This is a genomic window from Mycolicibacterium confluentis (genome assembly GCF_010729895.1).
Lineage (GTDB): Bacteria > Actinomycetota > Actinomycetes > Mycobacteriales > Mycobacteriaceae > Mycobacterium > Mycobacterium confluentis.
Genome location: NZ_AP022612.1, coordinates 2551853 through 2576131, shown reverse-complemented (window position 1 = coordinate 2576131; position 24279 = coordinate 2551853). Strand labels below are relative to the sequence as shown.

Here is a 24279-nt window from a genome sequence, read left to right as displayed (position 1 = left end):
CGGCACCCAAGACCCACCGCAGACGACCCGTCCGGACTCCCGGGCGGGTCGTCTGTGTCTGGCCCTCAGCGTCCGCCCGTCGCCCCGACCGCACCCTTGCTGGGCGCGCCCGCCGGCTCCGTGCGCTGTCCTGTGAGGTACCAGGTGTGCATGGTGCCCTTGCCCTTGATTTCGACGTCGCCGCGCTCCTCGAGCTCGAAGTCGTTCCGCAGGCGCTGGTAGACCGCCTCGGGCACCTGGATGCGGCCCTCCTGATCGGTGGTCTCCATGCGGGACGCGACATTGACGGCGTCGCCCCACACGTCGTAGAAGAAGCGCCGGGCGCCGACCACGCCGGCGACCACGGGTCCCGCCGCGAGTCCGATCCGGATGGGCACCGGCCTGCCCTCGGGATCGCGCAGATCGGCCACGGTGGTGGCCAGGTCCAGCGCGAGCAGGGCGAGAGCCTGCAGGTGATCCGGCCGCGGCGTCGGCACTCCGCTGACCACCATGTAGGAGTCGCCCGTGGTCTTGATCTTCTCCAGGCCGTGCTGGTCGACCAGCACGTCGAACTGTGTGTACAGGCGATCGAGGAATCCCACGAGATCGCACGGCGCGGTCTCGCTCGCGCGCCGGGTGAATCCCGCGATGTCGGCGAACAGAATCGACGCGTCGTCGTAGGCGTCCGCGATCATGTCGTGGTCGGGGTCTTTGAGCCGCTCGGCGATGGGCGACGGCAGGATGTTGGCCAGAAGCTGTTCGGAGCGTTGGTATTCCAGTTCCATCGCCACCTCGGCCCGGCCGACCTCACGCAGCACGTACCAGACCGTGGCGAAGGCCATCAGACAGGCCGAGACCACGGAACTGATGAAGCCGACGGTCAGGGCCCAGTCCGGCATCACGCCGGTGTTGCGTGGGACGTTGAGTTCAAGCACCACCACCAGGATCGCGCCCACGGCGACCAATGCGCTGGCCAGCGCGATGCGGTCAGCGCCCAGCACCAGCACCACGATCGACACCGAGATCAGGAAGTAGAACTGCAGGCCGGATCCGGTGCCGATGGTCCAGGCCATGAAGGCGACGGACGCGTATGCCGCGACCACGAAGGTCACGGCCGGCACCAGTTCGCCGAACCTCCGGAGCAGCGGAATCGTCAGGAACACGAGCGCGGAGGCGATGTTGATGGCCGCGATTCTTTCCACGCTGAATCCGCCTACCAACTGCCAGATGCCGAACGCTCCGCTGACCGCCGCGGCGATCCACGTGGCGATCTTGAGCACGAGAAACCTGCGCGCCGCGCTGTCGGCGTAGTGCGCATTGCGACTCGAGACGCACGGATTGTCCCTGCGGGCGCGGCGTGCGGCCCGCACAGAGGCCGCCGCTTCGCGTGCTCTCGGCATTGCAGCAGCGTAACGCCGCCGACGTCGCAGGTCAGGTGGTCGGCAAGACCAGTCGAACCGCGTGCTCGACGACCTTGTCGAGATCGCCGCCCAGGTTCCCCGACAGCCACTGCTGGGCCAACTCGGCCATCGCGCCCGTATACATCGCCGCCGCGACCAGTGTCGCGGTGCGGTCGACGTCCGGCAGGGCCTGTTCACGCTCGCTGAGCACCATCTGCCGCAGTGTGTCCTGCGCGATCTCACGCCGCGCCGCCAGCACCGGATTGGCCCGGGCTTCGGTGAAGAGCACGCGCCCGCGTCGCGGATCGGCACTGCTGAAGCCCAGCACGGCCCGGATCCCGGTACGCAGTCGCTTCAGGGGTCCGCCGCCCGCGGCGAGGATCTCGCGTTCGACTTCGGCGTTCAGGTCCGCGGCCACCACGTCGTACACCGCGCCGAGCAGTTCGTCGGTGTCGGCGAAGCTCTCGTAGAAGTACCGCGTGTTCAGCGCGCTCTCGCGGCATACGGACCGCACCGACACCGCGCTCTCGCCGCCCTCGCCGAACAGCGTGAACGCCGCGCCGACGAGCAGGTTTCGGCGCTCGATGCGGCGATCGGTGAGCGGAACTCCCGCCCACCTGGTGGGGCTGGACATGGGCCAAGCTTAACGGCCAAAATTCTGGACACGGCTGTAACCAGAATTGTAGGCTGGTCCCATGCAGCTTCCGCATCAGCTTCTGCAGTACCGGCTCACCCGCTTCTACGACGATGAGATCCGCAGTCGGTATTTCCGCGGACTCGAGTTCGACGGCCCGGTGGGGGATCCGGGCTGGTTCGGTCCCGGAAGCGCGGTGTGGCACGTGCATTCGCACCTGCCGGCACTGGTGTTGGGCCTGCAGTGCGCGGCCTACATCGAGCGTTTCGACCCCAGCATCTTCTGGATGGGTGTCGACCACTCCCGCATCGTGGCGCGCGACTCCGAGACCGGGGAACCCACCATGCTGGTCGATCCGGAGGGCGCCGCGGTCCGGCTGGGGCACTCGGTGTCGTTCTTCATCGGCACCGCGTACGGGTCGACGGCCACCGCCGAACGCCTGGCCACCACCGTGCGCGCCATGCATCACACGATCAAGGGCACCCGCCCCGACGGCCTGCCGTACGACGCCGACGATCCCGAGTGGCTGCGCTGGAACTACGCGACGGTGGTCTGGGGCATCGCCACCGCGCACGAGTACTACCATCCGAATCCGTTGCGGGGTAAGAAGATCGACCGCTACTACCGTGAGTTCGTCAAGGTCGGGCAGGCCCTCGGTGGCACCGACCTGCCCGAGACCAAGGCCGAGACGCTGGAGTGCCTGCACTCCTACCTGCCCAAGTTGGCCATCACGTACGGCACGGCCATGGCCACGGGTGTGAACCTGGCCGACGCCGAGGCCAAACTGCCCGGCGGAGAATTCCTGGACTGGGCCATCCGCGACGCGCTGCCTCGGTGGGCCGCGGCCATGGTGCAGTACAAGCCGCCCAACCCGATTGAGCGCGCACTGCGGCAGGCGTCGGTGTTCGCGTTGATCAATGGCGTGCACACGGCGATGGGCCCGCTGCCGGAGTTCCGACAGGCTCAGAAGCGAGTGGCCAACGACGGCATTCGGCCCGTCACCTCACCGACGTACGTCCTGGGCACCGATCCCGAGCGCAGTCGGGCCCAGGTCGAGCAGATGGCCTGAGGTTGCCCGCACCGCTCACCGCACCACCGGTCGGCCCGTGATCACCGCCAGCAGGTTGTGCCATGCGTCCGAGGGTTCGTTGACGATGTCGCTGTGGGCGCGCGGCCCTGACATCTCGGTGCCGTCGAGGCGCCTCCCGGTTGACAGCCGCCACACGCCCGCCATCTCGTCGGGATCGGCCCCGTGCGGGCTGCCCGGCCGGCCCTGGACCACCTCGATCCAGTCGCCCGGGGCGGTCATCGAATACCGCTCGACGTCGGGATTGCGGTTGTGCCAGTCGTTCTGGTCCTCGACACCCACACCCGCCCCGGCCGCGGCCACGTAGACGGTTCTGTCCGCGGTCAGCCCCAGTCGTTCGGCCGTGCCCAGGATCGACCCGCCGTAGGAGTGCCCCAGGTAGGTCACTGGGACGTTCCGTCCGGTGGCGTCGACGGTGCGCTCGACGTCCTCGCTGAACGCCACCAGGCGGGGCGCCATGTCGAGCGCATACCGAGACTGCGCGGCGTCCAGCACTCCGCTGACGACGTCGCCCCCGGTGGGAAACGGGCCACCCAGATACGTGATCATCGCGACGTCACCGCCGCCGGCCGCGACGAACCGACGGGCGGTCCTGACATTCGAATCCGATTCCTGCACCGTGGTGTTGAGGCCCGGCACGAGTACAGCCAGGCTGGTCGCGCGGCTCAGGTCACCGTGCAACTCGACAAGCGAGGATCTCGCCGGATCGAACGCCAGCACTTGGCGTTTCACCGGTTCGGCGCTGCGTCCCGTCGGGTCGGGCACCACAGCCGTCAACTCGCCGTAGAACGCGATGTTGCGCCGCGGCGCGCGGTCGTGGTGGGCGATAGCCGCCGCGCGCCAGGCCGGATCGGTGAGCACCATCGCCTGAAACCGTTCCGCCGCGGCGCGATCGGGACTGAAGCCACCGGCCCCGCGCAGTCCCTGGCCGAATCCCTGTGCCAGCGCCTCGCGGATCTTCTCGTTCTCCGGGCGGTCGAGGATACGACGTTGTGCGGCAACGGCATCAGCGATGTTGACCTCGTTGGCCGCGACGCGCATCGGCCACGGCACGCCATCGGTGTTGCCCACCTGCCGCGGCGCGCCGGCGATCAGGGCCGCACGCTGCTCGGGCGTCATGGCGGAGATCTGCGCCGCGATCCGGTCCTGACTCATCGTCGGCCAGGCCGCCACCACGTCGGTGGCCGCGGGTGCGGTGTTCGGTGCGGCGGGGGCGCGCACCGGATCAGTAGGGGCCTCACCGAAGGCCACACCCAACGCCTCGCGAATCGCAGCGGCGACGCAGTGGTCAGCGGCACCGGCACGCTGCAGCGCGGTCTGCACCTGTGCCGTCCAGTCATCGGCGGACCCGAACCGGGGCGCGGCCGCCGACACCACTCCCGCGTCGTCGACGACGCAACCGAGCGATCGCACCGACTGCAGCACCGCGACCAGCGTGCCCCGGGCGGTGATGAGCTCCTGACCGCCCCGCCGAGCCTCGACCGCCGCCGACGCCAAGGCCTGCGCCAACTGGTGTGCCCGCTCCACGCGGCCGGCCAATTGGGCGAAGGCGGCTTCGGCGGCGGTTCCGCTCCAGGCGTCCCCGTCGTTGCGCGCCAGTCCCTCGGTGTGCCGACGCAGTGCCAGCGCCAGCACTGACCACGCCTCGGCGACCTCATGCAGCACCGACGGTCGCCAGTGCTCGACCTCGCTGACCGTCGGTGCCGGAGTCATCTACCCAGCCGCGCCGCGGTCGACTTATCGGTGTCGGCCAACTCGGCGGCAACGCGGCTCGCGGTCTCCGACCAGTCGTACAGTGCGGCCACCACTTCGCGACGAAGCGCACCGACATCGGCGGCCGCGACGACGGCCGCGGTCTCGGCGCCCGGCAGGGCCGCCGGATCGAGGTCGGGGACGGGTTCCGCGTGAATCCGGTCGGCGATCCGGGCGACCCGAGCGGTCAGTTCGTGCAACTTCGCGAGGTCAGCCGACAGCGCAGGATGCTCCATGGCCGCATCGTGACAAAGCTGCGCGGGAAGCGTGTGCGGCTGTCAACAGCCCTGGTACAGGCCGTCGTCGCCGATACCGATCGGCATCCCGTTGGCGGTTCTTGCACACCGTTGCGGGTCCGCAACCCGTAAGCTCGAACTCGTGCAGCGACGAATAATGGGTATCGAGACCGAATTCGGCGTGACCTGCACGTTCCACGGTCACCGGCGGCTCTCCCCGGACGAGGTCGCCCGCTATCTGTTCCGGCGCGTGGTGTCGTGGGGCCGCAGTTCCAACGTCTTCCTGCGCAACGGTGCGCGCCTGTACCTCGACGTGGGCAGCCATCCCGAGTACGCGACCGCCGAGTGCGACAGCCTGATCCAGCTCGTCACCCATGACCGCGCCGGCGAGCGTGTGTTGGAGGACCTGCTGATCGACGCCGAGCAGCGTCTGGCCGACGAGGGCATCGGCGGCGACATCTACCTGTTCAAGAACAACACCGACTCGGCGGGCAACTCCTATGGCTGCCACGAGAACTACCTGATTGTGCGGGCGGGGGAGTTCTCCCGAATCTCGGACGTGCTGCTGCCGTTCCTCGTCACGCGGCAGCTGATCTGCGGCGCGGGCAAGGTTCTGCAGACACCCAAGGCCGCGACCTTCTGCCTGTCCCAGCGCGCCGAGCACATCTGGGAGGGCGTCTCGAGCGCCACCACCAGAAGCCGCCCGATCATCAACACGCGCGACGAACCGCACGCCGACGCCGAGAAGTACCGGCGCCTGCATGTCATCGTCGGCGACTCCAACATGTGCGAATCCACCACGATGCTCAAGGTCGGCACCGCAGCGCTGGTGCTCGAGATGATCGAGGCCGGCGTCCCGTTCCGGGATTTCTCCCTGGACAATCCGATTCGGGCGATCCGCGAGGTCAGTCACGACCTGACCGGCCGTCGTCCGGTTCGCCTCGCGGGCGGCAGGCAGGCCAGCGCGCTCGACATCCAGCGCGAGTACTACAGCCGCGCCGTCGAACACCTGCAGACCCGCGAGCCCAACGCCCAGATCGAGCAGGTCGTCGACCTGTGGGGCCGCCAACTCGACGCCGTCGAGAGCCAGGACTTCGCCAAGGTCGACACCGAGATCGACTGGGTGATCAAGCGCAAGCTGTTCCAGCGCTACCAGGACCGCTACGACATGGAGTTGTCCGACCCGAAGATCTCCCAGCTGGACCTGGCCTACCACGACATCAAGCGCGGCCGCGGGGTCTTCGATCTGTTGCAGCGCAAGGGACTGGCGGCCCGCATCACCACCGACGAGGACATCGACGAGGCGGTCAACACCCCGCCCCAGACGACGCGGGCCAAACTGCGCGGGGAGTTCATCAGTGCCGCACAGGAGGCCGGCCGCGACTTCACGGTGGACTGGGTGCATCTCAAGCTCAACGATCAGGCGCAGCGCACAGTGCTGTGCAAGGACCCGTTCCGGTCGGTCGATGAGCGAGTCAAGCGCCTCATCGCGTCCATGTGACCCTTAGGGTGTTGTCGGTGGCGACCTCTAAAGTCGAACGGCTGATGAACCTTGTCATCGCGCTGCTCTCGACGCACGGCTACATCACCGCGGAGCGGATCCGCAACAGCGTCGCCGGGTATGGCGACAGTCCCAGCGACGAGGCCTTCTCGCGCATGTTCGAGCGCGACAAGAACGAGTTGCGGGACCTCGGCATCCCCCTGGAGACCGGTCGGGTGTCCTCGTTCGACCCCACCGAGGGATACCGGATCAACCGCGACTCGTATGCGCTGCCCGACATCGAACTGACTCCCGACGAGGCGGCCGCGGTCGCCGTCGCGACGAAGCTCTGGGAATCTCCGGAGTTGGTCACCGCGACCCAGGGCGCGCTGCTGAAGCTGCGCGCCGCGGGTGTCGACGTCGACCCCGACGCGGGACTGTCGCTGTCCGCGCCCAGCGGGTTGCCGGGCCTGCGGGGTTCTGAGGACGTGCTGGGAGTGCTGCTCCCCGCGATCAACGCCGGGCAGGCCGTGCAGTTCCCGCACCGTGCCGGGCCGACGTCGCCGTTCACCACGCGGACCGTCGAACCGTGGGGTGTCGTCACGATGAACGGGCGCTGGTACCTGGTGGGCCACGACCGCGACCGCGACGACACGCGGACCTTCCGGCTGTCCCGCATCGGTGCCGAGGTGCGACCGGTCGGAGCCGCGGGTGAGGTCCATCGGCCCGAGGGGGTGGACCTGCGCGCGATCGTCGCCCGGGTGGTGAGCGAACCGGCCACCGGCGTCCAGGCCAAGGTGTGGGTCGCCGCGGGCCGAGCCACCTCGCTGCGCCGCATCGGCACGTCGGTCGGGCCCGCCCGCTTGGGCGGGCGCGACGGCGAAATCATCGAAGTCGACACTGGCCCGCGCGGCAGTCTGGCCCGTGAGATCGCCGGACACGGTGCCGACGCCGTGGTGCTCGAACCCGAGGCACTGCGCCAGGAGGTGCTGACCCGATTGCGGGCGGCCGCGGGGGAGGTGGTCTCGTGACCTCGGTGTCCACGCGCCTCGTGCGTCTGCTCAACATGGTCCCGTACTTCCAGGCCAACCCCCGCATCACCTACGCCGAGGCGGCCGCGGACCTGGGCGTCACCCGCAAGCAGTTGGAGTCCGATCTCAACCAGCTGTGGATGTGCGGGCTGCCCGGCTACGGGCCCGGCGACCTCATCGACTTCGAGTTCTCCGACGACACCATCGCGGTGACGTTCACCGCGGGCATCGATGAGCCGCTGCGGCTCACGTCGCCTGAGGCGACCGGCCTGCTGATGGCGCTGCGCGCGCTCGTCGACGTACCCGGCGTGGTGGACCCCGCGGCCGCCCGCAGCGCGATCGCCAAGATCGAGTCGGCGGCCGGCGCGGTCTCGCACCCGTCGGCCGCAGCGGCCGAGGACGAACCGGCTCCCGCCGAAAGCCAGGCCGCGGCCGCGGTGCGCGAGGCTGTGCGCACCGGCCATGCGCTGACCATCGAGTACTACTCCGCGTCGCGGGACACCATGTCGACACGGGTGGTGGACCCGATCCGCGTCGTGCTGGTGAACGACCACAGCTACCTCGAAGCCTGGTCCCGGGAGGCCGAGGGGGTGCGGCTGTTCCGGTTCGACCGCATCGTCGACGCGGCAGTCCTGGACGAGCCCGCCGCCGCGCCCGAACCGGCGCTGCAGGGCCCTCCCGACACCTCGCTGTTCGACGCGGACCCCGCGCTGCCCGCGGCGACGCTGCGCGTCGCGCCCGAGGCCTCGTGGATGTTCGAGTACTACCCGATGCGCGACGCGCGGGAACTGCCGGACGGGCACTTCGAGGCAGTCATGACCTATGCCTCCGAGGACTGGATGGCCCGCCTGGTGCTGGGCTTCGGGCCAGAGGTGACGGTCGTGGAACCTGCCGAACTCGCCGAGCGGGTTCGTGTCGCTGCGCACGCTGCGCTGGGCGCGTATGCCGACTCGGAGTAACATTCGTACCAACGTCTGGAGGTAACCAAAGTGGGTGCACTTAGTCCGTGGCATTGGGCGGTCCTTGCCATCGTGATCATCTTGCTGTTCGGCGCCAAGCGGCTGCCCGATGCGGCGCGGTCGTTGGGCAAGTCCCTGCGCATCTTCAAGGCCGAGGTCAAGGAGCTGCAGAGCGACAAGCCCGAGCAGGCGCCGACCCAGGTGCAGTCCGAGCGTGTGGCCGAACCGGCACCGAACCCGGAGCCCAACCACACCGACGCCCGGCCCGCCTGACGGCCCACCCAGTCTCTGTCGACCAACCGTCCCACCTCCAGGTGGGCAGCGACTGAGCGTGCCCAATCAAAGCGACGATCGTGAAACCTCCAGGCGTCTTCAAACGGCTCGACCCGCGTCAACGCCGCAGCAGGGTCAATCCCGACGGCACGATGTCCCTCGTCGACCACATCCGGGAGTTGCGCACCCGCCTGCTCATCTCGGTGGCTGCGGTCTTCGTCACCACGATCTTCGGGTTCCTCTGGTACGGGCACGGCTTCTTCGGCTTCGACAGCCTGGGCGAGTGGCTGCGTCAGCCCTACTGTGCGCTTCCGCAGTCGGCACGGGCGGACATCAGCGCAGACGGCGGCTGTCGGCTGCTGGCCACGGCCCCCTTCGACCAATTCATGCTGCGACTGAAGGTCGGCCTGATGGCGGGCATCGTGCTGGCCTGCCCGGTCTGGTTCCACCAGCTGTGGGCGTTCATCACGCCCGGCCTGTACAAGAAGGAACGCCGCTTTGCGGTCAGCTTCGTCGTCAGCGCGGCGGTGCTGTTCGTCTCGGGCGCTCTGCTGGCCTACATCGTGCTGTCCAAGGCCCTGCACTTCCTGTTGACGGTCGGCAGCGACGTCCAGGTGACGGCCCTCTCGGGTGACCAGTACTTCAGCTTCCTGATCAACCTGCTGCTGGTGTTCGGCGTGGGCTTTGAGTTCCCGCTGTTGATCATCATGCTCAACTTCGTCGGCGTGCTGCCCTACGAGCGGCTCAAGGCCTGGCGTCGCGGCCTGATCCTTGCCGTCTTCGTGTTCGCGGCGTTCGCCACCCCGGGTTCAGACCCGTTCTCGATGCTCGCTCTGGGCTTGGCGCTGACCCTGCTGCTCGAGTTCGCCATCCAGATCGGACGCATCCACGACAGACGCAAGGCCAAGCGGGAGGCGGCCAAGGAGCGGGAACTGCCCGACGATCAAGCCTCGGAGATCGACGTCCCGTCGCCGGTCGCGGCGCCGGCGAGCATCTCTCATGACGACGTCACCTAACGCGGCCGAACTGCAGCGGTTCACCGCCGAGCTGCCGTTCGCGCTCGACGGATTCCAGCAGCGCGCCTGCGAGGCGCTCGAACGTGGCCATGGTGTCCTGGTCTGCGCCCCCACCGGCGCGGGTAAGACGATCGTGGGGGAGTTCGCCGTGCACCTCGCGCTGGCTGCCGGCCGAAAGTGCTTCTACACCACCCCGATCAAGGCCCTGAGCAACCAGAAGCACACCGATCTGGTCCGCCGTTACGGCGCTGATCGGATCGGCCTGCTGACCGGTGACGTCTCGGTCAACTCCGATGCGCCCATCGTGGTGATGACCACCGAGGTGCTTCGCAACATGCTGTATGCGAACTCACCTGCGCTGCACGGTCTCTCCCACGTCGTGATGGACGAGGTGCACTTCCTCGCCGACCGCATGCGCGGCGCGGTCTGGGAGGAGGTGATCCTGCACCTGCCCGACGAGGTCCGACTGGTCAGCCTGTCGGCCACGGTCAGCAACGCCGAGGAGTTCGGCGGCTGGATCCAGACCGTGCGCGGGGACACCACGGTGATCGTCGACGAGCACCGTCCCGTGCCGCTGTGGCAGCACATGCTGGTCGGCCGTCGCCTGTTCGACCTGTTCGACTACGACTCTGGGCGTTCCATGGCCGACCAACTGCTGGTCGACCCCGAACTGGTGCGCCACATTGCGCACCGGCGCGAGGCCGACCGGATGAATGACTGGCAGCCACGCGGGTCCAAGGGCCATGGCCCGCACCGCGGGCGGCCCAGCATGTTCCGGCCGCCGGCCCGCACCGATGTGATCGCAACGCTCGACCGTGAGGGTCTGCTGCCCGCCATCACCTTCGTGTTCTCCCGGGCCGGGTGTGAGGGCGCGGTCAAACAGTGTCTGAGGTCCTCGCTGCGGCTGACCACAGACTCCGAACGCGCCCGCATCGCCGAGGTGATCGATCGTCGCTGCGGTGACCTGCCCGACGCCGACCTTCCGGTGCTGGGGTACTACGAGTTCCGCGAAGGTCTGCTTCGGGGTATCGCGGCGCACCACGCCGGCATGCTGCCGATCTTCCGGCACACGGTCGAGGAACTGTTCGCGGCGGGCCTGACCAAGGCCGTGTTCGCGACCGAGACACTGGCGCTGGGGATCAACATGCCGGCGCGCACCGTGGTGCTCGAACGGTTGGTGAAGTTCAACGGCGAGCAGCACGCACCGCTGACGCCCGGTGAGTACACCCAGCTGACCGGGCGCGCGGGCCGTCGCGGCATCGACGTGGAGGGCCACGCCGTCGTCATCTGGAATCCGTCCGACAGTTCGTCCGAACCCGCCGAGGTCGCCGGTCTGGCGTCGACCCGGACGTTCCCGCTGAAGAGTTCGTTCGCCCCGTCGTACAACATGACCATCAACCTGGTCTCCCAGATGGGGCCCGCGCAGGCCAGACACCTGCTGGAACAGTCCTTCGCGCAGTATCAGGCCGACCGTTCGGTCGTGGGACTGGTGCGGGGCACCGAGCGCGGCGAGAAGATGCTCGACGAGATCGCCGCCGAACTCGGCGGTCGTGACGACCCCATTCTGGATTACGCCCGGCTGCGCGTGAAGATCTCGGAACGTGAACGGGCCCAGGCACGTTCGTCGCGCGTGCAGCGCCGGGCGGCGATCAACGACGCGCTGGGCGCGCTGCGTCGCGGCGACATCATCGCACTCTCGCAGGGCCGTCGAGGCGGGCTGGCCGTGGTGCTGGAACCGGCCCGGGACGCCGACGACCCGCGGCCCCTGGTGCTCAGCGAGCACCGCTGGGCCGGACGCATCTCGTCGGCGGACTGCTCAGGTGCCGTCGCACCCCTGGGCACGATGTCGCTGCCCAAACGTGTCGAGCACCGGCAACCCCGGGTCCGTCGTGACGTCGCCTCGGCACTGCGTTCGGCCGCCGACGGTCTGGTGATGCCCGAGGAGCGGGACTCCCGCCGCAGGCGGGGATCCGGCCAGGACGAGGACATCGACGCGGAACTGGTCGACCTGCGGAATCAGCTGCGCCGGCATCCCGGCCACAGCGCCGCCGATCGGGAGGTCAAGGTCCGCATCGCCGAGCGCTACCTGCGCGTCGAACGCGACAATGCCCAACTGCGCCAGAAGATCTCCGCGGCCACCAACTCCCTGGCCCGCACCTTCGACCGCATCGTCGGACTGCTCAGCGAACGTGGTTTCATCGCGGCTCCCGAGAGCGAGGGCGGGCCTGTCGTGGTGGCCGACGACGGTCGACTGCTGGCCCGGATCTACAACGAGAGCGATCTGCTGGTCGCCGAATGCCTGCGCAGCGGAGCGTGGAATGACCTCGCACCTGCCGAATTGGCGGCCGTGCTGTCAGCGGTGGTGTACGAGTCCCGCGGCGGAGACGGTCCGTCGGCACCCCTGCATGATGCGCCGACCGCGGGACTGCGACGCGCCCTGGCCCGCACCCGAAAGCTGGCAGGGGAGTTGCGCGCCGACGAGATTCGGCACCGGATCTCGCCGACCCGCGAACCCGACGAGGGTTTCGTCACGACGATGTACCGGTGGGCCACGACGGGCGATCTCACGACGTCGCTGGCCGCGGCGGCCGAATCCGGGGGCGGGACGCCGTTGTCCGCAGGCGATTTCGTGCGGTGGTGCAGGCAGGTGCTCGATCTGCTCGACCAGGTGCGCAACGCCGCTCCGGCCGCTGAACTGCGGGCCGCGGCCAAACGCGCCGTCGATGACGTGCGGCGCGGGGTCGTGGCCGTGGACAGTGGCTGAGTGCGGCTGAGCTTCCCGGCCGGGAACCTGTTCGCTCACCAGCGAAAAAGCCGTTCCGACACGCGTTCGGCCTTGTCCGTGGCGCACCGATCATCGTGTTGTCTGCAGGTAGGGTTAGGCAACCGCTACGGTTGATGCCGGCGCACGAGTTTCGAATATCCGAGGAGAGACGATGAGCGGACCGCAGGGCCCGGACCCGACGCAGCCATGGCAGGGCCAGGGTCAGGATCAGCCTGCCGGGGATTCCGCAGAGCAGCCCACCACTGTGACCCCCGGGTACCAGCCGCCGGCCGCGCCGCCCTCGGGCACCCCGGATCAGCCCACCGCCCAGGCCTCGGGCGGCTGGCAGCCGCCGGCCTACACCCAGCAGCAGTACGGGCAGCCCCAATACGGACAGCCGCCGTCGACGCCCGGATACCCGGCGGCGCCGGAGTACGGCCAGCCCCAGTACGGCCAGCCGGGCCAGCCGCAGTACGCGCAGCCGGGTCAGCCGCAGTACGGCCAGCCCCAATACGGGCAGCCGGGTCAGCCGCAGTACGGCCAGCCTCAGTACGGGCAGCCGGGTCAGCCGCAGTACGGCCAGCCCCAGTACGGGCAGCCCGGGCAGTACGGCCAGCCGCCCTACGGCCAGTACGGGCAGTACGGGCAGCCCGGACCCGAGGACGGCTCGAAGAAATCGGTGACCACCCTCACCGCCATCCTCGGCGCGATCGTTCTCGTGATCATCGCCGCGATCCTGGTGCTGGGCTTCTGGAAGCCCGGTTTCTGGGTGACCACGAAGCTGGACATCAACAAGGCCCAGGCCGGTGTGCAGCAGATCCTGTCGGATGAGGCCAACGGGTACGGCGCCAAGAACGTCAAGGACGTCAAGTGCAACGAAGGCCAGAACCCGAAGGTCAAGAAGGGCGACACCTTCACGTGTGAGGTCAGCATCGACGGCACCAAGCGTCAGGTGACCGTGACCTTCCAGGACGACAAGGGCACCTACGAGGTCGGTCGACCCAAGTAAGGCCGCCTTCGCCCCCGTCAGTCGAGCGCGTCGAGCGCCTTCTGCAGGCGTGCGATCGAAGACCCCACACCGTAGGCACCGGCGAGTTCGGCGACCAGGCCAGGCTCCCGCGCGGCCAGCGGCAGCGCATCGGTGTCGTTCGACAGCGTGACCGGGGCATCGGTGGCCACGCGAACCACCGGGACGGCTGCGTCGAGATACGCCTGCGAGCCTGCCAGTTTGGCTCGAATCCCCTTGGCGAGTTCCGACTTCGGGTCCGTGGTGGCCGCGCGGATGGCGTCCAGCGAACCGTGCTGCGCCAGCAGCGTCGCGGCCGTCTTCTCGCCCACACCGGGGACACCGGGCAGGCCGTCCGAAGGGTCCCCGCGCAGCACCGCGAGATCGGCGTACGCCGCACCCGCCCGCGACAGCGGAAGACCGTACTTGTCGGCCACCTCGACGGGACCGAACAGCGTGGCCTTGGCCAGGCCGCGGCCCAGATACAGCACCCGCACCGGCACCGGCTCGTCGGTCACCACCTGCAGAAGGTCGCGGTCCCCACTGACCACGACCACCGGATCACGGGTCTCCTGCGCCGCCAGCGTGCCCAGCACGTCGTCCGCCTCGTAGCCCGGGGCGCCGCCCGTCGTGATCCCGAACGCGGTGAGGATTTCCAGGATCATGTCGACCTGGGGCGTCAGTTCGTCGGGCACCTCCTCGATGTCGGGGGCATCGCCGACGCCCTCCTGTTCGACGCGGTGCGCCTTGTACGACGGGATCAGGTCGACCCGCCACTGCGGTCGCCAGTCCAGGTCGAGGCAGACCACCAGTCGCGTGGGACGCTGCTGGGTGACGAGGGTCGAGACGGCGTCCAGAAACCCGCGCACGGCGTTGACGGGTCTGCCGTCGGGCGCCTTGATCGACGACGGCACGCCGAAGAACGAGCGGAACCACATGCTGGCCCCGTCGAGCAGCAGCACCTTGCCGGTGTCAGAAGTCATGCCGGTCATCCTGCCTCAGCCGGCCATGGTCGAGTTGGGGGCGCTCCAGTCCGTGGAGACGAAGCGCTGCGCGATCAGCCAATCGGATCCCTCGGCGACGAATTCGTCGCGATACCGGCCGAAGTGGTCGAGCCCGATCTCGGTGAACACCGTGAAGTACGACGTCACATGCACCCGTTCCGGGGCGAGCTCGGTGAACAGGATGTTGGCCAGGTTGTGCCGCACGATCCGCCGGGTGCCCGCCGCGGCGGGCGTGGCAGCGACCGAGGACAGCCTCTCGACGATCGCGGCACGGCCCCGCAGTGGCTCCTCGCCGCGGATGTGCAGTACGCCGTCGGTGCAGAAGGTCGCGGCCAGGTCGTCGACCCTCCCGGAGTCTCCTGACCACGTGTAGCGGGCCAGCGTGTCACGGATGCGTTCGCGCGCGGTCAGTTCCCAGTGCTCCACTCGTGTGATGGTAGGCGGTGCCCAGCCACTAATCTGGTGGTCATGGGTGCCAGCCGCTTCGAATCCAGTGTGTACGAGCATCGTCTGCGCGCCGCCGCGGCCGCTGCGGCCCAGGCCGGTCTGTCCGGCCTGATCATCACGCCCGGCTACGACCTGCGGTACCTCGTCGGTTCGCGGGCGCAGACCTTCGAACGTCTGACGGCGCTGGTGATTCCGGCGGTCGGGGCACCGACGCTCGTCGTACCGCGGCTGGAGTTGGCGTCACTGCGGGAGTCGGCCGTCGTCGAACTCGGGATCACGGTCGAGGACTGGGTTGACGGCGAGGATCCCTACGATCTCGTGGTGGCGGCACTCGGTGGCGGGTCGGTCGCGACTGCGGTCACCGACTCCATGCCCGCACTGCATCTGCTGCCGCTCGCCGATCGACTCGGCCGGTCACCGGTGCTCGCGACCGAGGTGCTGCGCTCGCTGCGGATGGTCAAGGACCCGGCCGAGATCGACGCGCTGCGCAAGGCCGGCGCGGCCATCGACCGCGTGCACGCCCTGGTTCCCCAACTGCTGGTGCCCGGCCGCACCGAGGCCGAAGTGGCCGCCGACATCGAGGCCGCGATTCTGGCCGAGGGGCACAGCGAGGCGGCGTTCATCATCGTGGGTTCGGGGCCGCACGGCGCCGACCCGCACCACGAGCACTCGGATCGCGAACTGCGTGCCGGTGACGTCGTCGTCGTCGACATCGGCGGCCCCTACGACCCCGGCTACAACTCCGACTCCACCCGCACCTACAGCCTCGGCGAGCCCAGCGCCGAAGTCGCACAGCACTATTCGGTGCTGCAACGCGCCCAGAAGGTCGCCGTCGACGCGGTGCGTCCCGGGGTGACGGCCGAGCAGGTCGACGCTGCGGCCCGCGACGTGCTGGCCGAAGCGGGATTAGCCGAGTACTTCGTGCACCGCACCGGGCACGGCATCGGGCTGTCGGTACACGAGGAGCCCTACATCGTGGCGGGCAACGACCTGCCGCTGCGGCCGGGCATGGCCTTCTCCGTCGAACCGGGCATCTACTTCCCGGGACAATGGGGCGCCCGCATCGAGGACATCGTGATCGTCACCGAGGACGGTGCGGAGTCGGTCAACACCCGACCGCATGACCTGATTGTGGTGCCGCTGCCCAACTGAGCTGGGTGTCAGCCCTCGCCGCGATCGAGAAGTTCCGACGAGCCCAGCACCCGCTCGACCTGAACCTCGATCACCACACGGCGCGGATTGACCCGCGGCGTGCGGTACCGCTGCGCGTACCGAAGTTCGGCGTCCCGGATGGCCTCGGGGTCGGTGTTGACCCTGGATTTGCCCTCCAGGGACAGCCAGCGGGCGCCGTCGACCTGACTGAGGACGGCCACGCCGCCCCGGTCGGCGTTCACGGCCTTCTGCGAGCCACCGTTGGTGATGACTCGCGCGATGTGAGTCTTGGGGTCGAAGGTGAAACCCACCGCCACGACGTGCGGTGATCCGTCGGCCCGCAGGGTCGTGAGCATCGCCAGGTGGCGTTCGGTCAGGAACGCCAGCGCGTCGTTGGTGAGCCGTGTGGTTGCGTGCGCCATCGGAGCTCACGCTAGCGCAGGACATAATCGCAGCCATGAACGACACGGCTGCAACGGCGCCCGAGGTGGTGGTGGTCTTCGGCGGCCGCAGCGAAATCGGGGGCGAATTGGCGGCGCGGTTGGCGCCGGGGGCGACGGTGGTACTCGCGGCCCGCGGCACCGAGGGCCTGGAACCGCTGGTCGCGAGGCTGACGGAGGCCGGCGCGGCGGCCGTGCAGGTCGTGGTCTTCGACGCCGACGACCTCGGCTCGCACGCCCAGGTCCTCGACCGGATCGTGGCCGACCACGGCCGCATCGACACCGCGGTGCTCGCGTTCGGAGTGCTGGGCGATCAGGCCCGGGCCGAGGCCGAGGCTGCGCACGCCGTCGCGGTGGTGCACACCGACTACGTGGCGCAGGTGAACCTGCTGACGCTGCTCGCCAATCGGATGCGGGCCGTGGACCGGGGCCGCATCGTGGTGTTCTCCTCGATCGCCGGGGTGCGGGTGCGGCGCGCCAATTACGTCTACGGGTCCGCCAAGGCGGGCCTGGACGGTTTCGCGAGCGGATTGGCGGACGCCCTGCACGGCACCGGAGTGCACCTGCTGATCGTGCGCCCCGGATTCGTGATCGGCCGCATGACTGAGGGGATGGACGCGGCGCCGCTGTCGAGCACCCCCGCGCAGGTCGCCGAGGCCGCCGCGCGGGCGTTGGCCAAGGGCCGGCGCCAGGTGTGGGTGCCGCGGACGGTCGGTGTGCTCGCGTTCGTGACCCGATTTGTGCCGCAGCCGATCTGGCGAAGGATGCCGCGCTGATGATCGTGGTGGTCGGTATCGGCGCCGACGGGATGGCGGGCCTGTCCGAACAGGCCCGCGGCGAATTTGCGCGGGCGACGGTCGTCTTCGGCGCACCGCGGCAACTGGCGCTGCTGGACGACACGGTCCGCGCGGAGCGCCGCGAGTGGCCGTCGCCGCTGTTGCCCGGCCTGCGAGGGGCTCTTGAGGGCATGTCCGGGGACGTGCACGTCGTGGCTTCCGGCGACCCCATGCTGCACGGCATCGGCACGACCCTGGTGAGCATGTTCGGCGCCGAACAGGTCCGGGTGCTTCCGCACGTCTCCAGCGTGTCGCTGGCCTGCGCCGCACTGGGATGGGCCGTGACCGACACCGAGGTGATCAGCCTCGTCACGGCCCCGCCGCACACCGCGGTGCGCCGCGGCGGGCGCGCGGTCGTGCTGTCGCGCGACGCGTCGACCCCCGCGACGCTGGCCACCCTGTTGGCCGAGACGGGCCGGGGGTCGTCCCGCATGACGGTCCTCGAGCAGTTGGGCGGGCCGGGGGAGCGCAGGCGCACCGCGACCGCGGCGCAGTGGGCCGCCGACCCGCCGGCCGATCTCGACCCGCTGAATGTGGTGGCGGTGGAGTACCTGCCCGACGAGCGGGTGCTCACGACGCTGCCCGACGACGCCTACGCCCACGACGGCCAGTTGACCAAGCAGTCCATGCGGGCGCTGACACTGGCCGCGCTCGCGCCGCGTCCCGGCGAACTGCTGTGGGATGTCGGGTCGGGTTCGGGCAGCATCGCCATCGAATGGTGCCGGCACGGACACCGCTGCCGCGCCGTCGCATTCGAACGTGACGACGTCCGACGCGCCCGGATCACCGCCAACGCCGCCAGATTCGGCGTCCCGGTCGAGGTCCGCGGCCCCGCCCCCGACGACTTCGCCGGCGCCTCGGCCCCCTCGGTGGTGTTCATCGGCGGCGGCCTGACCCAGCCGGGCCTGTTCGACGCGAGCCTGCAGGCGCTGGCGCCGGGCGGTCGGCTGATCGCCAACGCCGTCACGGCCGAGTCGGAATCCTTTCTTGTGCAGCGCTATTCGGAGATCGGCGGCGAACTTCGCAGGTTTCAGCACTACCGTGGCGAGCCGGTCGGTGGCTTCACCGGCTGGCGCCCGGCAATGCCCGTGACTCAGTGGACGGTGGTCAAACCATGACGATCTATTTCATCGGCGCCGGACCCGGTGCGGCCGACCTGATCACGGTGCGCGGGCAGCGCCTGATCCAGGCGTGCCAGGTCTGCCTGTACGCCGGGTCGATCATGCCCGACGACCTGCTGGCGTGGTGCCCGCCGGGGGCCAAGGTGGTCGACACCGGGCCGCTGAACCTCGACCAGATCATCGACGAACTGGCGGCCGCCGATGCGGCCGGACTCGATGTGGCGCGGCTGCATTCGGGGGATCCCGCGCTCTACAGCGCGCTGGCCGAACAGTGCCGCCGCCTCGACGAACTGGGCATCTCCTACGAGATCGTCCCGGGCGTTCCGTCGTTCGCGGCCGCGGCGGCCGTGCTGGGCCGCGAGCTCACGGTGCCCGGGGTGGCGCAGACCGTCACGCTGAGCAGGGTGGCGACACTCTCCACCGCGATGCCCGCGGGTGAGGACCTGCGCACCCTGGCCGGGGTCGGCGGCACGCTCGTGCTGCACCTCGCTGCGGCCCAGATCGACACCGTGGTCGCCGAGTTGACGGCGGGCGGCGTCGACGCAGCGACGCCGACGGCCGTCGTGGCGTTCGCGAGTTGGCCGGAGCAGATCGTGCTGCGCGGAACACTCGGCGACATCGCGGCGCAGATGCGGTCGGCGGGCGTGACGCGCACCGCGGTCATCGTCGTCGGCGACGTGCTGGCTGCACACGGATTCGTCGACAGCTACCTGTACTCCGCAGACCGAGCCAGGGGAGCGCGGCACTGATGCGTGTGCTGCTGCTCGGCGGCACCTCGGAGGCCCGAGCCCTGGCCGCACGCCTGCATCCCGACGTCGAGGTGATCAGTTCGCTGGCCGGTCGGGTGCCCGATCCGGCGCTGCCGGTCGGGCCCGTGCGCATCGGTGGCTTCGGCGGAGCCACAGGATTGGCGGACTGGTTGCGCGACAACGCCGTTGACGCGGTCGTCGACGCCACCCATCCGTATGCGGCCACCATCACCGCGAACGCCGCGACGGCATGTCGGCAGCGGGGCCTGCCGCATGTGGTGCTGGCCCGGCCCGGTTGGGATCCGGGCGACGCGGTGCTCGTCGAGTCCGACACCGCCGCAGCCGACGAGGTGGCTCGCCGTGGCTGGTCGCGGGTCTTTCTGACCACCGGAAGATCGGGCACCGCGGCCTTCGTCGGCAGCGATGCCTGGTTCCTGATCCGCGCCGTGACGCCACCCGATCCGGACACGCTGCCCGAGAACCGTGAACTCGTGCTGTCGCGCGGGCCCTACCACTACGAGGGTGAGTGCGCGCTGCTGCGCGACCACGCCATCGACGTGCTGGTCACCAAGAACAGCGGGGGATCGATGACGCGGCCCAAGCTCGACGCGGCGCGCGACCTGGGCGTGCCCGTGCTGATGATCGATCGCCCACGCCTGCCCGCCGGGGTCGACTCGGTGTCGGACGTCGACGGGGCCGAGGCGTGGGTGCGGCAGCGCGAGGGTCAGTTCGCGGGATAGGTGCGCGGCGTGAAGACCCGACCGTCGTGCCACTGCGTCTGCGTCGAACCGATGATCAGCAGGCAGCGCATGTCGACCTCGGACGGGTCGAGATCGGCGAGGCGCACCACGCGGACCTCCTCGGCCGGGCCGGCCACGTCGCGGCCGATGACCACCGGGGTGTCCGGTGACCGGTGCTCGAGCAGCAGATCCCGCATCGCACCGACCTGCCAGGTGCGGGTCTTGGACGCCGGATTGTAGATCGCGAGAACAAGATCGGACTCGGCGGCCGCGGTGATGCGCTTGGCGATCACGTCCCAGGGCTTGAGCCGGTCCGACAACGACACCACGGCATAGTCGTGGCCCAGCGGAGCACCCACGCGGCTGGCCACGGCCTGGGCCGCCGTCATCGCGGGAACCACGCGCACCTGCACGTCGGGCCACCGGGTGGCCTCCTCGAGCACCGCGGTCGCCATCGCGAACACGCCCGGGTCGCCGGAGGACACGACGGCCACTGCGCGGCCCTGCTCGGCCAGCGAGCACGCCAACCGGGCGCGCTCGGGTTCGTCGGTGTTGTCGCTGGGATGCAGGCGCTGGCCCTCGCGGCGCGCCACGCGGTCCAGGTACGGTCCGTACCCGATCAGGTCGGTCGCGGCCGACAGCACGCGTCGACTCTCGGTCGTCATCCACTCCGGGTCACCCGGGCCCAGGCCGACCACGGCCACCGAGCCGACGGACTCGGGTCGGGTGGTGGTCATGCCGGTGCCGGGCACCATTGCCAGGGAGAAGTAGGGCACCTTCTCGGCGTCGACCTCGCCCGCGGGCAGCACGCGCTGGTTCTCCGTGCTGGCCCGCTCCACATAGAACGCATCGTCGAGCCGCCCCGCCTTGGAAAGTGCTTCGCGCACAGCGGGATACGACCTGCCGAGCTTGAGCACCACGGCGGCGTCGGCATCGCGCAGCCGACGGGTCAGTTCGGCCTCCGGCAGCGTGCCGGGCAGGATCGAGAGCACCTCCTCGCCCTGGACCAGCGGCGTGGCGATCGCGGCTGAGGCCGCGCTCACCGACGTCACGCCGGGCACGATCACGGCGTTGAACCGCTCGGTCAGTCGGGTGTGCATGTGCATGTAGCTGCTGTAGAACAGCGGGTCGCCCTCGGCCAGCAGCGCGACGTCGCGGCCCGCGTCCAGATGGGCCGCGATGCGCTCGGCCGAGTCCCGGTAGAAGTCGTCCATGGCACCGGCGTAACCGCCGGGATGTGCCGTGGTCTCGGTGGTCACGGGGTAGACGAGATGCTCTTCGATCTGTCCCTCGCGCAGGTACGGCTCGGCGATACCGCGCGCGATGCTGCGACCGTGCCGCGCGCTGTGATACGCGACGACGTCGGCGGATCCGATCACCCGAGCCGCCTTGACCGTCACCAGTTCCGGATCGCCGGGGCCCAGTCCGACGCCCCACAGGGTGCCGCTCATGCCACCCCCTCCGAGGCGCTCGCGATGGCGTTGACGGCGGCCGCGGCCATGGCGCTGCCGCCCCGCCGGCCCGTCACCACCAGATAGGACATGCTGCGGGGGCGGGCGATCAATTCGTCCTTCGACTGCGCCGAACCGACGAATCCGACCGGCCCACCGAGGACGGCGGCCGGGGCGGGAACGCCGTCGTCGAGGAGTTCCAGCAGTCGGAACAGCGCCGTGGGGGCATTGCCGATGGCCACCACCGCACCGTCGAGTCGGTCAGCCCACAACTCGACGCCCGCGGCCGACCGGGTGTTGCCGGTGGCAGCGGCACGTTCGGGGGCGCGGGGGTCGGCGACCAGGGAGATGACGTCGTTCTTGGCGGGCAGTCGGGCCGCGGTGATCCCGGCGGCGACCATTGAGGAGTCGCAGAGCACCGGCGCACCGGCGGCCAATGCGGCATGCGCGCGGGTCACGACGTCATCGGTGAAGGCCACGTGGTCGGCGACGTCGACCTGACCGCACGTGTGGATCAGGCGCACGACAACCCGGGCGACATCCTCGGGAAAGCGGGACAGATCGGCCTCGTCGCGGATGGTCGCGAACGACTGCCGGTAGATCTCGCCGGCATCGCGGATGTAGTCGAGCACCCGATCACCCTACGGGTGGGGTTGACGTGGCCGATAACCGTCCGGCGTCGCCAGGAGAACCTGACTTCCGGGCGGGCTGCCGCATGCGCGTTCGCAGCCCACGTAGTGGCGGTGATCGGCGCCGATGTCGCCCGCGGCCACGGCCGCGGTGGCGTCGGCCCGCACGTCGGCGGTCGACTTCGCACAGCCCGGACTGCCCGTGCAGGCACTGACGGACAGCCAGGGCGAGTGCTCGTCGAACACCAGTCCCAGCGGGGCCAGTACCCGCAGTGAGGCGTCGGCGACCTCCTCGGTCAGGTCGTGGACCAGCACCGACCGCCATGGGGTGATGGCCAGCGGCGCCTCGATGGCGGCCAGGAACTCGGCAGTGCGGGCCGGCAGCACGCCCAGCGGCACCGCCGCGCCCAGCGTCACCCGGCCGTCGTGCTGTCCGAACCAGCCGACCGGGGGCCGGTGGGTCGGCGCGGGCCGCGGGCCCAGCACGGCGCCGTCGAAGAGCACCGCCGGGTCGGGGAGTTCGTTGACCCGCCAGGCGTTTCCGCGGATCGCGACGAAGCGGTGCGCGGCGCCCAGCAGTGCGTCGACGGCCTGGTCCGGGGCGACCAAGAGGCCGGTGTCCCGGCCGCAGATCTGCAGCGCGGCACGGTCGCCGGCCAAGCGCAGTCCGATGTCGGTGCCCAATCCGCTGATGTCGCCTCGGCCGTCGTCGAGGCCCATCCAGAAGCGGCCGGGCAGGCGGGCCAGATCGGGCTCGGCCTGCACCGCGGCGTCGAGTCGGCCCACCAGGGCGCGGACATCGCCGAAGTCGCCGACGCGGCCGGACAGCGGGGAGGCGACGATGTTGCGCACGCGTTCGTGCGTGGGCGAGGGCAGCAGGCCCACGTCGGCGACGGCCTGCGCCACCGGTGCCGGGTCGGGGCCGATCCCACGGATCTGCAGGTTCCCTCGTCCCGTCAACTCCAGCACGCCCGACCCGAACTCGCGGGCCGCGACGGCCAGCGCCGCCATCTGCTGCGCGGTGAGCAGGCCACCCGGCAACCGAATGCGCGCCAACGCGCCGTCGGCGGCCTGGTGCAGGCTCAGCGCGCCGGGGCAGGCGTCGTCGTCGCGGGTGCGGGTCACGCGTCCACGGTACGACGTGGGCTCAGCCGGCCAGTGCCACAGGCTCGACCACCGGGGAGTACCGCGACGCGTCGCCGATGATCACCCGGGAGCGCCTGCCGTGGATGTCGACGGGGATGTCGCCGGCCAGCGTGATGCGGCTCAACCGGCGGTGTTGATCGTCGTAGTCGGCTACGGCGTAGTGCTGCGTGGCGCGGTTGTCCCACAGCGCCACGTCGCCGGGCTCCCAGGACCAGCGCACGGTGTTCTCCAACCGGGTCACGCGCTCCTGCAGCAGGTTCAGCAGGGTCGCCGACTCGAAGCCACCCAGGCCGACGAAACGCCTGACGAAGTGCCCGAGCAGCAGTACCCGACGGCCGGTCTCAGGATGGATCCGGACCACGGGGTGTTCGGTCTCAAACGTTTCGGACTCGAACTCCTGCCGGTACTCCCGCTCCTCATCGGACCTGCCGACGTCGTCGCCGTCGTAGCGGATGTAGTCATAGGCGTTGGTGTGCACGGCCCACAGGTTCTCCGTGAGCGCCTTGAGCGGAGCGGGCAACTGGTCGTAGGCGGCTTGGGTGGAGGCCCACGTGGTGGTGCCGCCGTAGCTGGGCAGCGTGATCGCGCGCAGCAGCGAGGCCTTCGGGATGCGGTCGACGAACGTGACGTCGGTGTGCCAGCTGTTGGCCTTGTCGTAGCGCGAGTCGATCGGCAACACGCGCGTGCCGCGCGAAGTCACGGTCGGATGGGAGGCCGTCAGGACGCCGAGCCTGCTCGCGAAGGCCGCCTGACCGTCGTCGTCGAGGTCGTGCTGGCCACGGAAGAACAGCACCTTGTGCTCCAGCAGCGCCGCGTTCACGGCCGCGACCGTGGTGTCGCTGAGATTGTCGGAGAGCCGGACACCTTCCACCCGGGCGCCGATGTTGGCCCCGAGTCTGGTCACGCGCAGGGTTGAGGACATGGATTTCATGGTGGTCGCCAAGCAT

General features: G+C 69.8%; 24 protein-coding genes. 13 read left to right on the top strand and 11 right to left on the bottom strand.

Translation table 11 applies throughout. The annotated features are described in order from the left end of the window. Positions 1-65 precede the first annotated feature (65 nt). Positions 66-1379, bottom strand: a complete 1314-nt coding sequence (locus G6N34_RS11965) for an adenylate/guanylate cyclase domain-containing protein (RefSeq protein WP_085151140.1) — start codon at positions 1377-1379, stop codon at positions 66-68. Positions 1380-1410: 31 nt separating this feature from the next. Continuing rightward, entirely contained in the window at positions 1411-2013 is a 603-nt protein-coding gene (locus G6N34_RS11960; RefSeq protein WP_085151139.1) for a TetR/AcrR family transcriptional regulator, read from the bottom strand. A 61-nt stretch (positions 2014-2074) separates the two neighbouring features. Between G6N34_RS11960 and G6N34_RS11955 the strand changes: the two genes are divergently transcribed. Then, positions 2075-3082 carry an oxygenase MpaB family protein gene (locus G6N34_RS11955; RefSeq protein WP_085151138.1) on the top strand — a complete coding sequence of 336 codons (1008 nt, stop codon included), beginning with the start codon at positions 2075-2077 and terminating at the stop codon, positions 3080-3082. Between the two features lie 15 nt (positions 3083-3097). Here G6N34_RS11955 and G6N34_RS11950 read toward each other — a convergent pair whose 3' ends face one another. Both G6N34_RS11950 and G6N34_RS11945 read right to left on the bottom strand, forming a co-directional pair. Next, entirely contained in the window at positions 3098-4813 is a 1716-nt protein-coding gene (locus G6N34_RS11950) for an alpha/beta hydrolase (RefSeq protein WP_085151137.1), read from the bottom strand. Next, complete coding sequence (locus G6N34_RS11945) at positions 4810-5088, bottom strand: DUF7162 family protein (protein ID WP_085151136.1); 279 nt, start codon at positions 5086-5088, stop codon at positions 4810-4812. Before G6N34_RS11945 ends, G6N34_RS11950 begins: the two co-directional genes overlap by 4 nt. Positions 5089-5230: 142 nt before the next feature. On the opposite strand from G6N34_RS11945, the gene pafA reads away from it, so the two are divergent. The 7 genes from pafA to G6N34_RS11910 all read left to right on the top strand — a co-directional run bounded on the left by pafA (position 5231) and on the right by G6N34_RS11910 (position 13620). After that, positions 5231-6589, top strand: a complete 1359-nt coding sequence (gene pafA, locus G6N34_RS11940; RefSeq protein WP_109788407.1) for a Pup--protein ligase — start codon at positions 5231-5233, stop codon at positions 6587-6589. 17 nt (positions 6590-6606) lie between these two features. Then, positions 6607-7599, top strand: coding sequence for a helix-turn-helix transcriptional regulator (locus tag G6N34_RS11935; RefSeq protein ID WP_085151236.1), 993 nt, complete (start codon positions 6607-6609; stop codon positions 7597-7599). Then, complete coding sequence (locus G6N34_RS11930) at positions 7596-8558, top strand: helix-turn-helix transcriptional regulator (protein WP_085151134.1); 963 nt, start codon at positions 7596-7598, stop codon at positions 8556-8558. Before G6N34_RS11935 ends, G6N34_RS11930 begins: the two co-directional genes overlap by 4 nt. Before the next feature lie 30 nt (positions 8559-8588). Continuing rightward, positions 8589-8831, top strand: a complete 243-nt coding sequence (gene tatA, locus G6N34_RS11925; RefSeq protein ID WP_085151133.1) for a Sec-independent protein translocase subunit TatA — start codon at positions 8589-8591, stop codon at positions 8829-8831. Positions 8832-8983: 152 nt separating this feature from the next. After that, entirely contained in the window at positions 8984-9847 is an 864-nt protein-coding gene (tatC, locus tag G6N34_RS11920) for a twin-arginine translocase subunit TatC (RefSeq protein WP_276061794.1), read from the top strand. After that, positions 9831-12611 carry a DEAD/DEAH box helicase gene (locus G6N34_RS11915; RefSeq protein ID WP_085151131.1) on the top strand — a complete coding sequence of 927 codons (2781 nt, stop codon included), beginning with the start codon at positions 9831-9833 and terminating at the stop codon, positions 12609-12611. Before tatC ends, G6N34_RS11915 begins: the two co-directional genes overlap by 17 nt. Before the next feature lie 172 nt (positions 12612-12783). Then, positions 12784-13620, top strand: coding sequence for a DUF4333 domain-containing protein (locus G6N34_RS11910; RefSeq protein ID WP_085151130.1), 837 nt, complete (start codon positions 12784-12786; stop codon positions 13618-13620). A gap of 17 nt (positions 13621-13637) precedes the next feature. On the opposite strand, the gene G6N34_RS11905 is transcribed toward G6N34_RS11910, so the two are convergent. Together G6N34_RS11905 and G6N34_RS11900 are read right to left on the bottom strand one after the other, a co-directional pair. Continuing rightward, positions 13638-14600, bottom strand: a complete 963-nt coding sequence (locus G6N34_RS11905; RefSeq protein ID WP_109788421.1) for a 5'-3' exonuclease — start codon at positions 14598-14600, stop codon at positions 13638-13640. Between the two features lie 15 nt (positions 14601-14615). Beyond that, positions 14616-15047: a nuclear transport factor 2 family protein gene (locus G6N34_RS11900; protein ID WP_085151129.1), complete on the bottom strand. Its 432-nt coding sequence runs from the start codon at positions 15045-15047 to the stop codon at positions 14616-14618. 42 nt (positions 15048-15089) lie between these two features. On the opposite strand from G6N34_RS11900, the gene G6N34_RS11895 reads away from it, so the two are divergent. Further along, positions 15090-16220, top strand: coding sequence for a M24 family metallopeptidase (locus tag G6N34_RS11895; protein ID WP_085151128.1), 1131 nt, complete (start codon positions 15090-15092; stop codon positions 16218-16220). Positions 16221-16228: 8 nt separating this feature from the next. Here G6N34_RS11895 and G6N34_RS11890 read toward each other — a convergent pair whose 3' ends face one another. Further along, the gene (locus G6N34_RS11890; protein WP_085151127.1) at positions 16229-16642 is read right to left on the bottom strand and encodes a F420-dependent biliverdin reductase; all 414 of its coding nucleotides are present in this window, start codon (positions 16640-16642) and stop codon (positions 16229-16231) included. Between the two features lie 35 nt (positions 16643-16677). Between G6N34_RS11890 and G6N34_RS11885 the strand changes: the two genes are divergently transcribed. Genes G6N34_RS11885 through G6N34_RS11870 form a run of 4 tightly spaced genes read left to right on the top strand, consistent with a single transcriptional unit; the run spans position 16678 to position 20106 of the window. Next, positions 16678-17436, top strand: coding sequence for a decaprenylphospho-beta-D-erythro-pentofuranosid-2-ulose 2-reductase (locus G6N34_RS11885; RefSeq protein ID WP_085151126.1), 759 nt, complete (start codon positions 16678-16680; stop codon positions 17434-17436). After that, positions 17436-18614 (top strand): precorrin-6y C5,15-methyltransferase (decarboxylating) subunit CbiE, encoded by a 1179-nt coding sequence (gene cbiE / locus G6N34_RS11880; RefSeq protein WP_109788406.1) that lies wholly within the window; start codon positions 17436-17438, stop codon positions 18612-18614. The genes G6N34_RS11885 and cbiE overlap by 1 nt, the downstream gene beginning before the upstream one ends. Further along, positions 18611-19366 carry a precorrin-4 C(11)-methyltransferase gene (gene cobM, locus G6N34_RS11875; protein ID WP_085151125.1) on the top strand — a complete coding sequence of 252 codons (756 nt, stop codon included), beginning with the start codon at positions 18611-18613 and terminating at the stop codon, positions 19364-19366. The genes cbiE and cobM overlap by 4 nt, the downstream gene beginning before the upstream one ends. Then, positions 19366-20106, top strand: coding sequence for a cobalt-precorrin-6A reductase (locus tag G6N34_RS11870; protein ID WP_085151124.1), 741 nt, complete (start codon positions 19366-19368; stop codon positions 20104-20106). Before cobM ends, G6N34_RS11870 begins: the two co-directional genes overlap by 1 nt. Here G6N34_RS11870 and G6N34_RS11865 read toward each other — a convergent pair. Genes G6N34_RS11865 through G6N34_RS11850 form a run of 4 tightly spaced genes read right to left on the bottom strand, consistent with a single transcriptional unit; the run spans position 20091 to position 24254 of the window. After that, on the bottom strand, positions 20091-21557 hold the full coding sequence (locus G6N34_RS11865) for a precorrin-2 C(20)-methyltransferase (RefSeq protein ID WP_085151123.1): 1467 nt from the start codon (positions 21555-21557) through the stop codon (positions 20091-20093). The two genes, G6N34_RS11870 and G6N34_RS11865, sit on opposite strands and share 16 nt — an antisense overlap. Then, the gene (locus G6N34_RS11860) at positions 21554-22189 is read right to left on the bottom strand and encodes a precorrin-8X methylmutase (RefSeq protein ID WP_085151122.1); all 636 of its coding nucleotides are present in this window, start codon (positions 22187-22189) and stop codon (positions 21554-21556) included. The genes G6N34_RS11865 and G6N34_RS11860 overlap by 4 nt, the downstream gene beginning before the upstream one ends. Before the next feature lie 9 nt (positions 22190-22198). Beyond that, the gene (gene cobG, locus G6N34_RS11855) at positions 22199-23311 is read right to left on the bottom strand and encodes a precorrin-3B synthase (protein ID WP_085151121.1); all 1113 of its coding nucleotides are present in this window, start codon (positions 23309-23311) and stop codon (positions 22199-22201) included. A gap of 22 nt (positions 23312-23333) precedes the next feature. After that, complete coding sequence (locus tag G6N34_RS11850; RefSeq protein WP_085151233.1) at positions 23334-24254, bottom strand: TauD/TfdA dioxygenase family protein; 921 nt, start codon at positions 24252-24254, stop codon at positions 23334-23336. Positions 24255-24279: the final 25 nt, after the last annotated feature.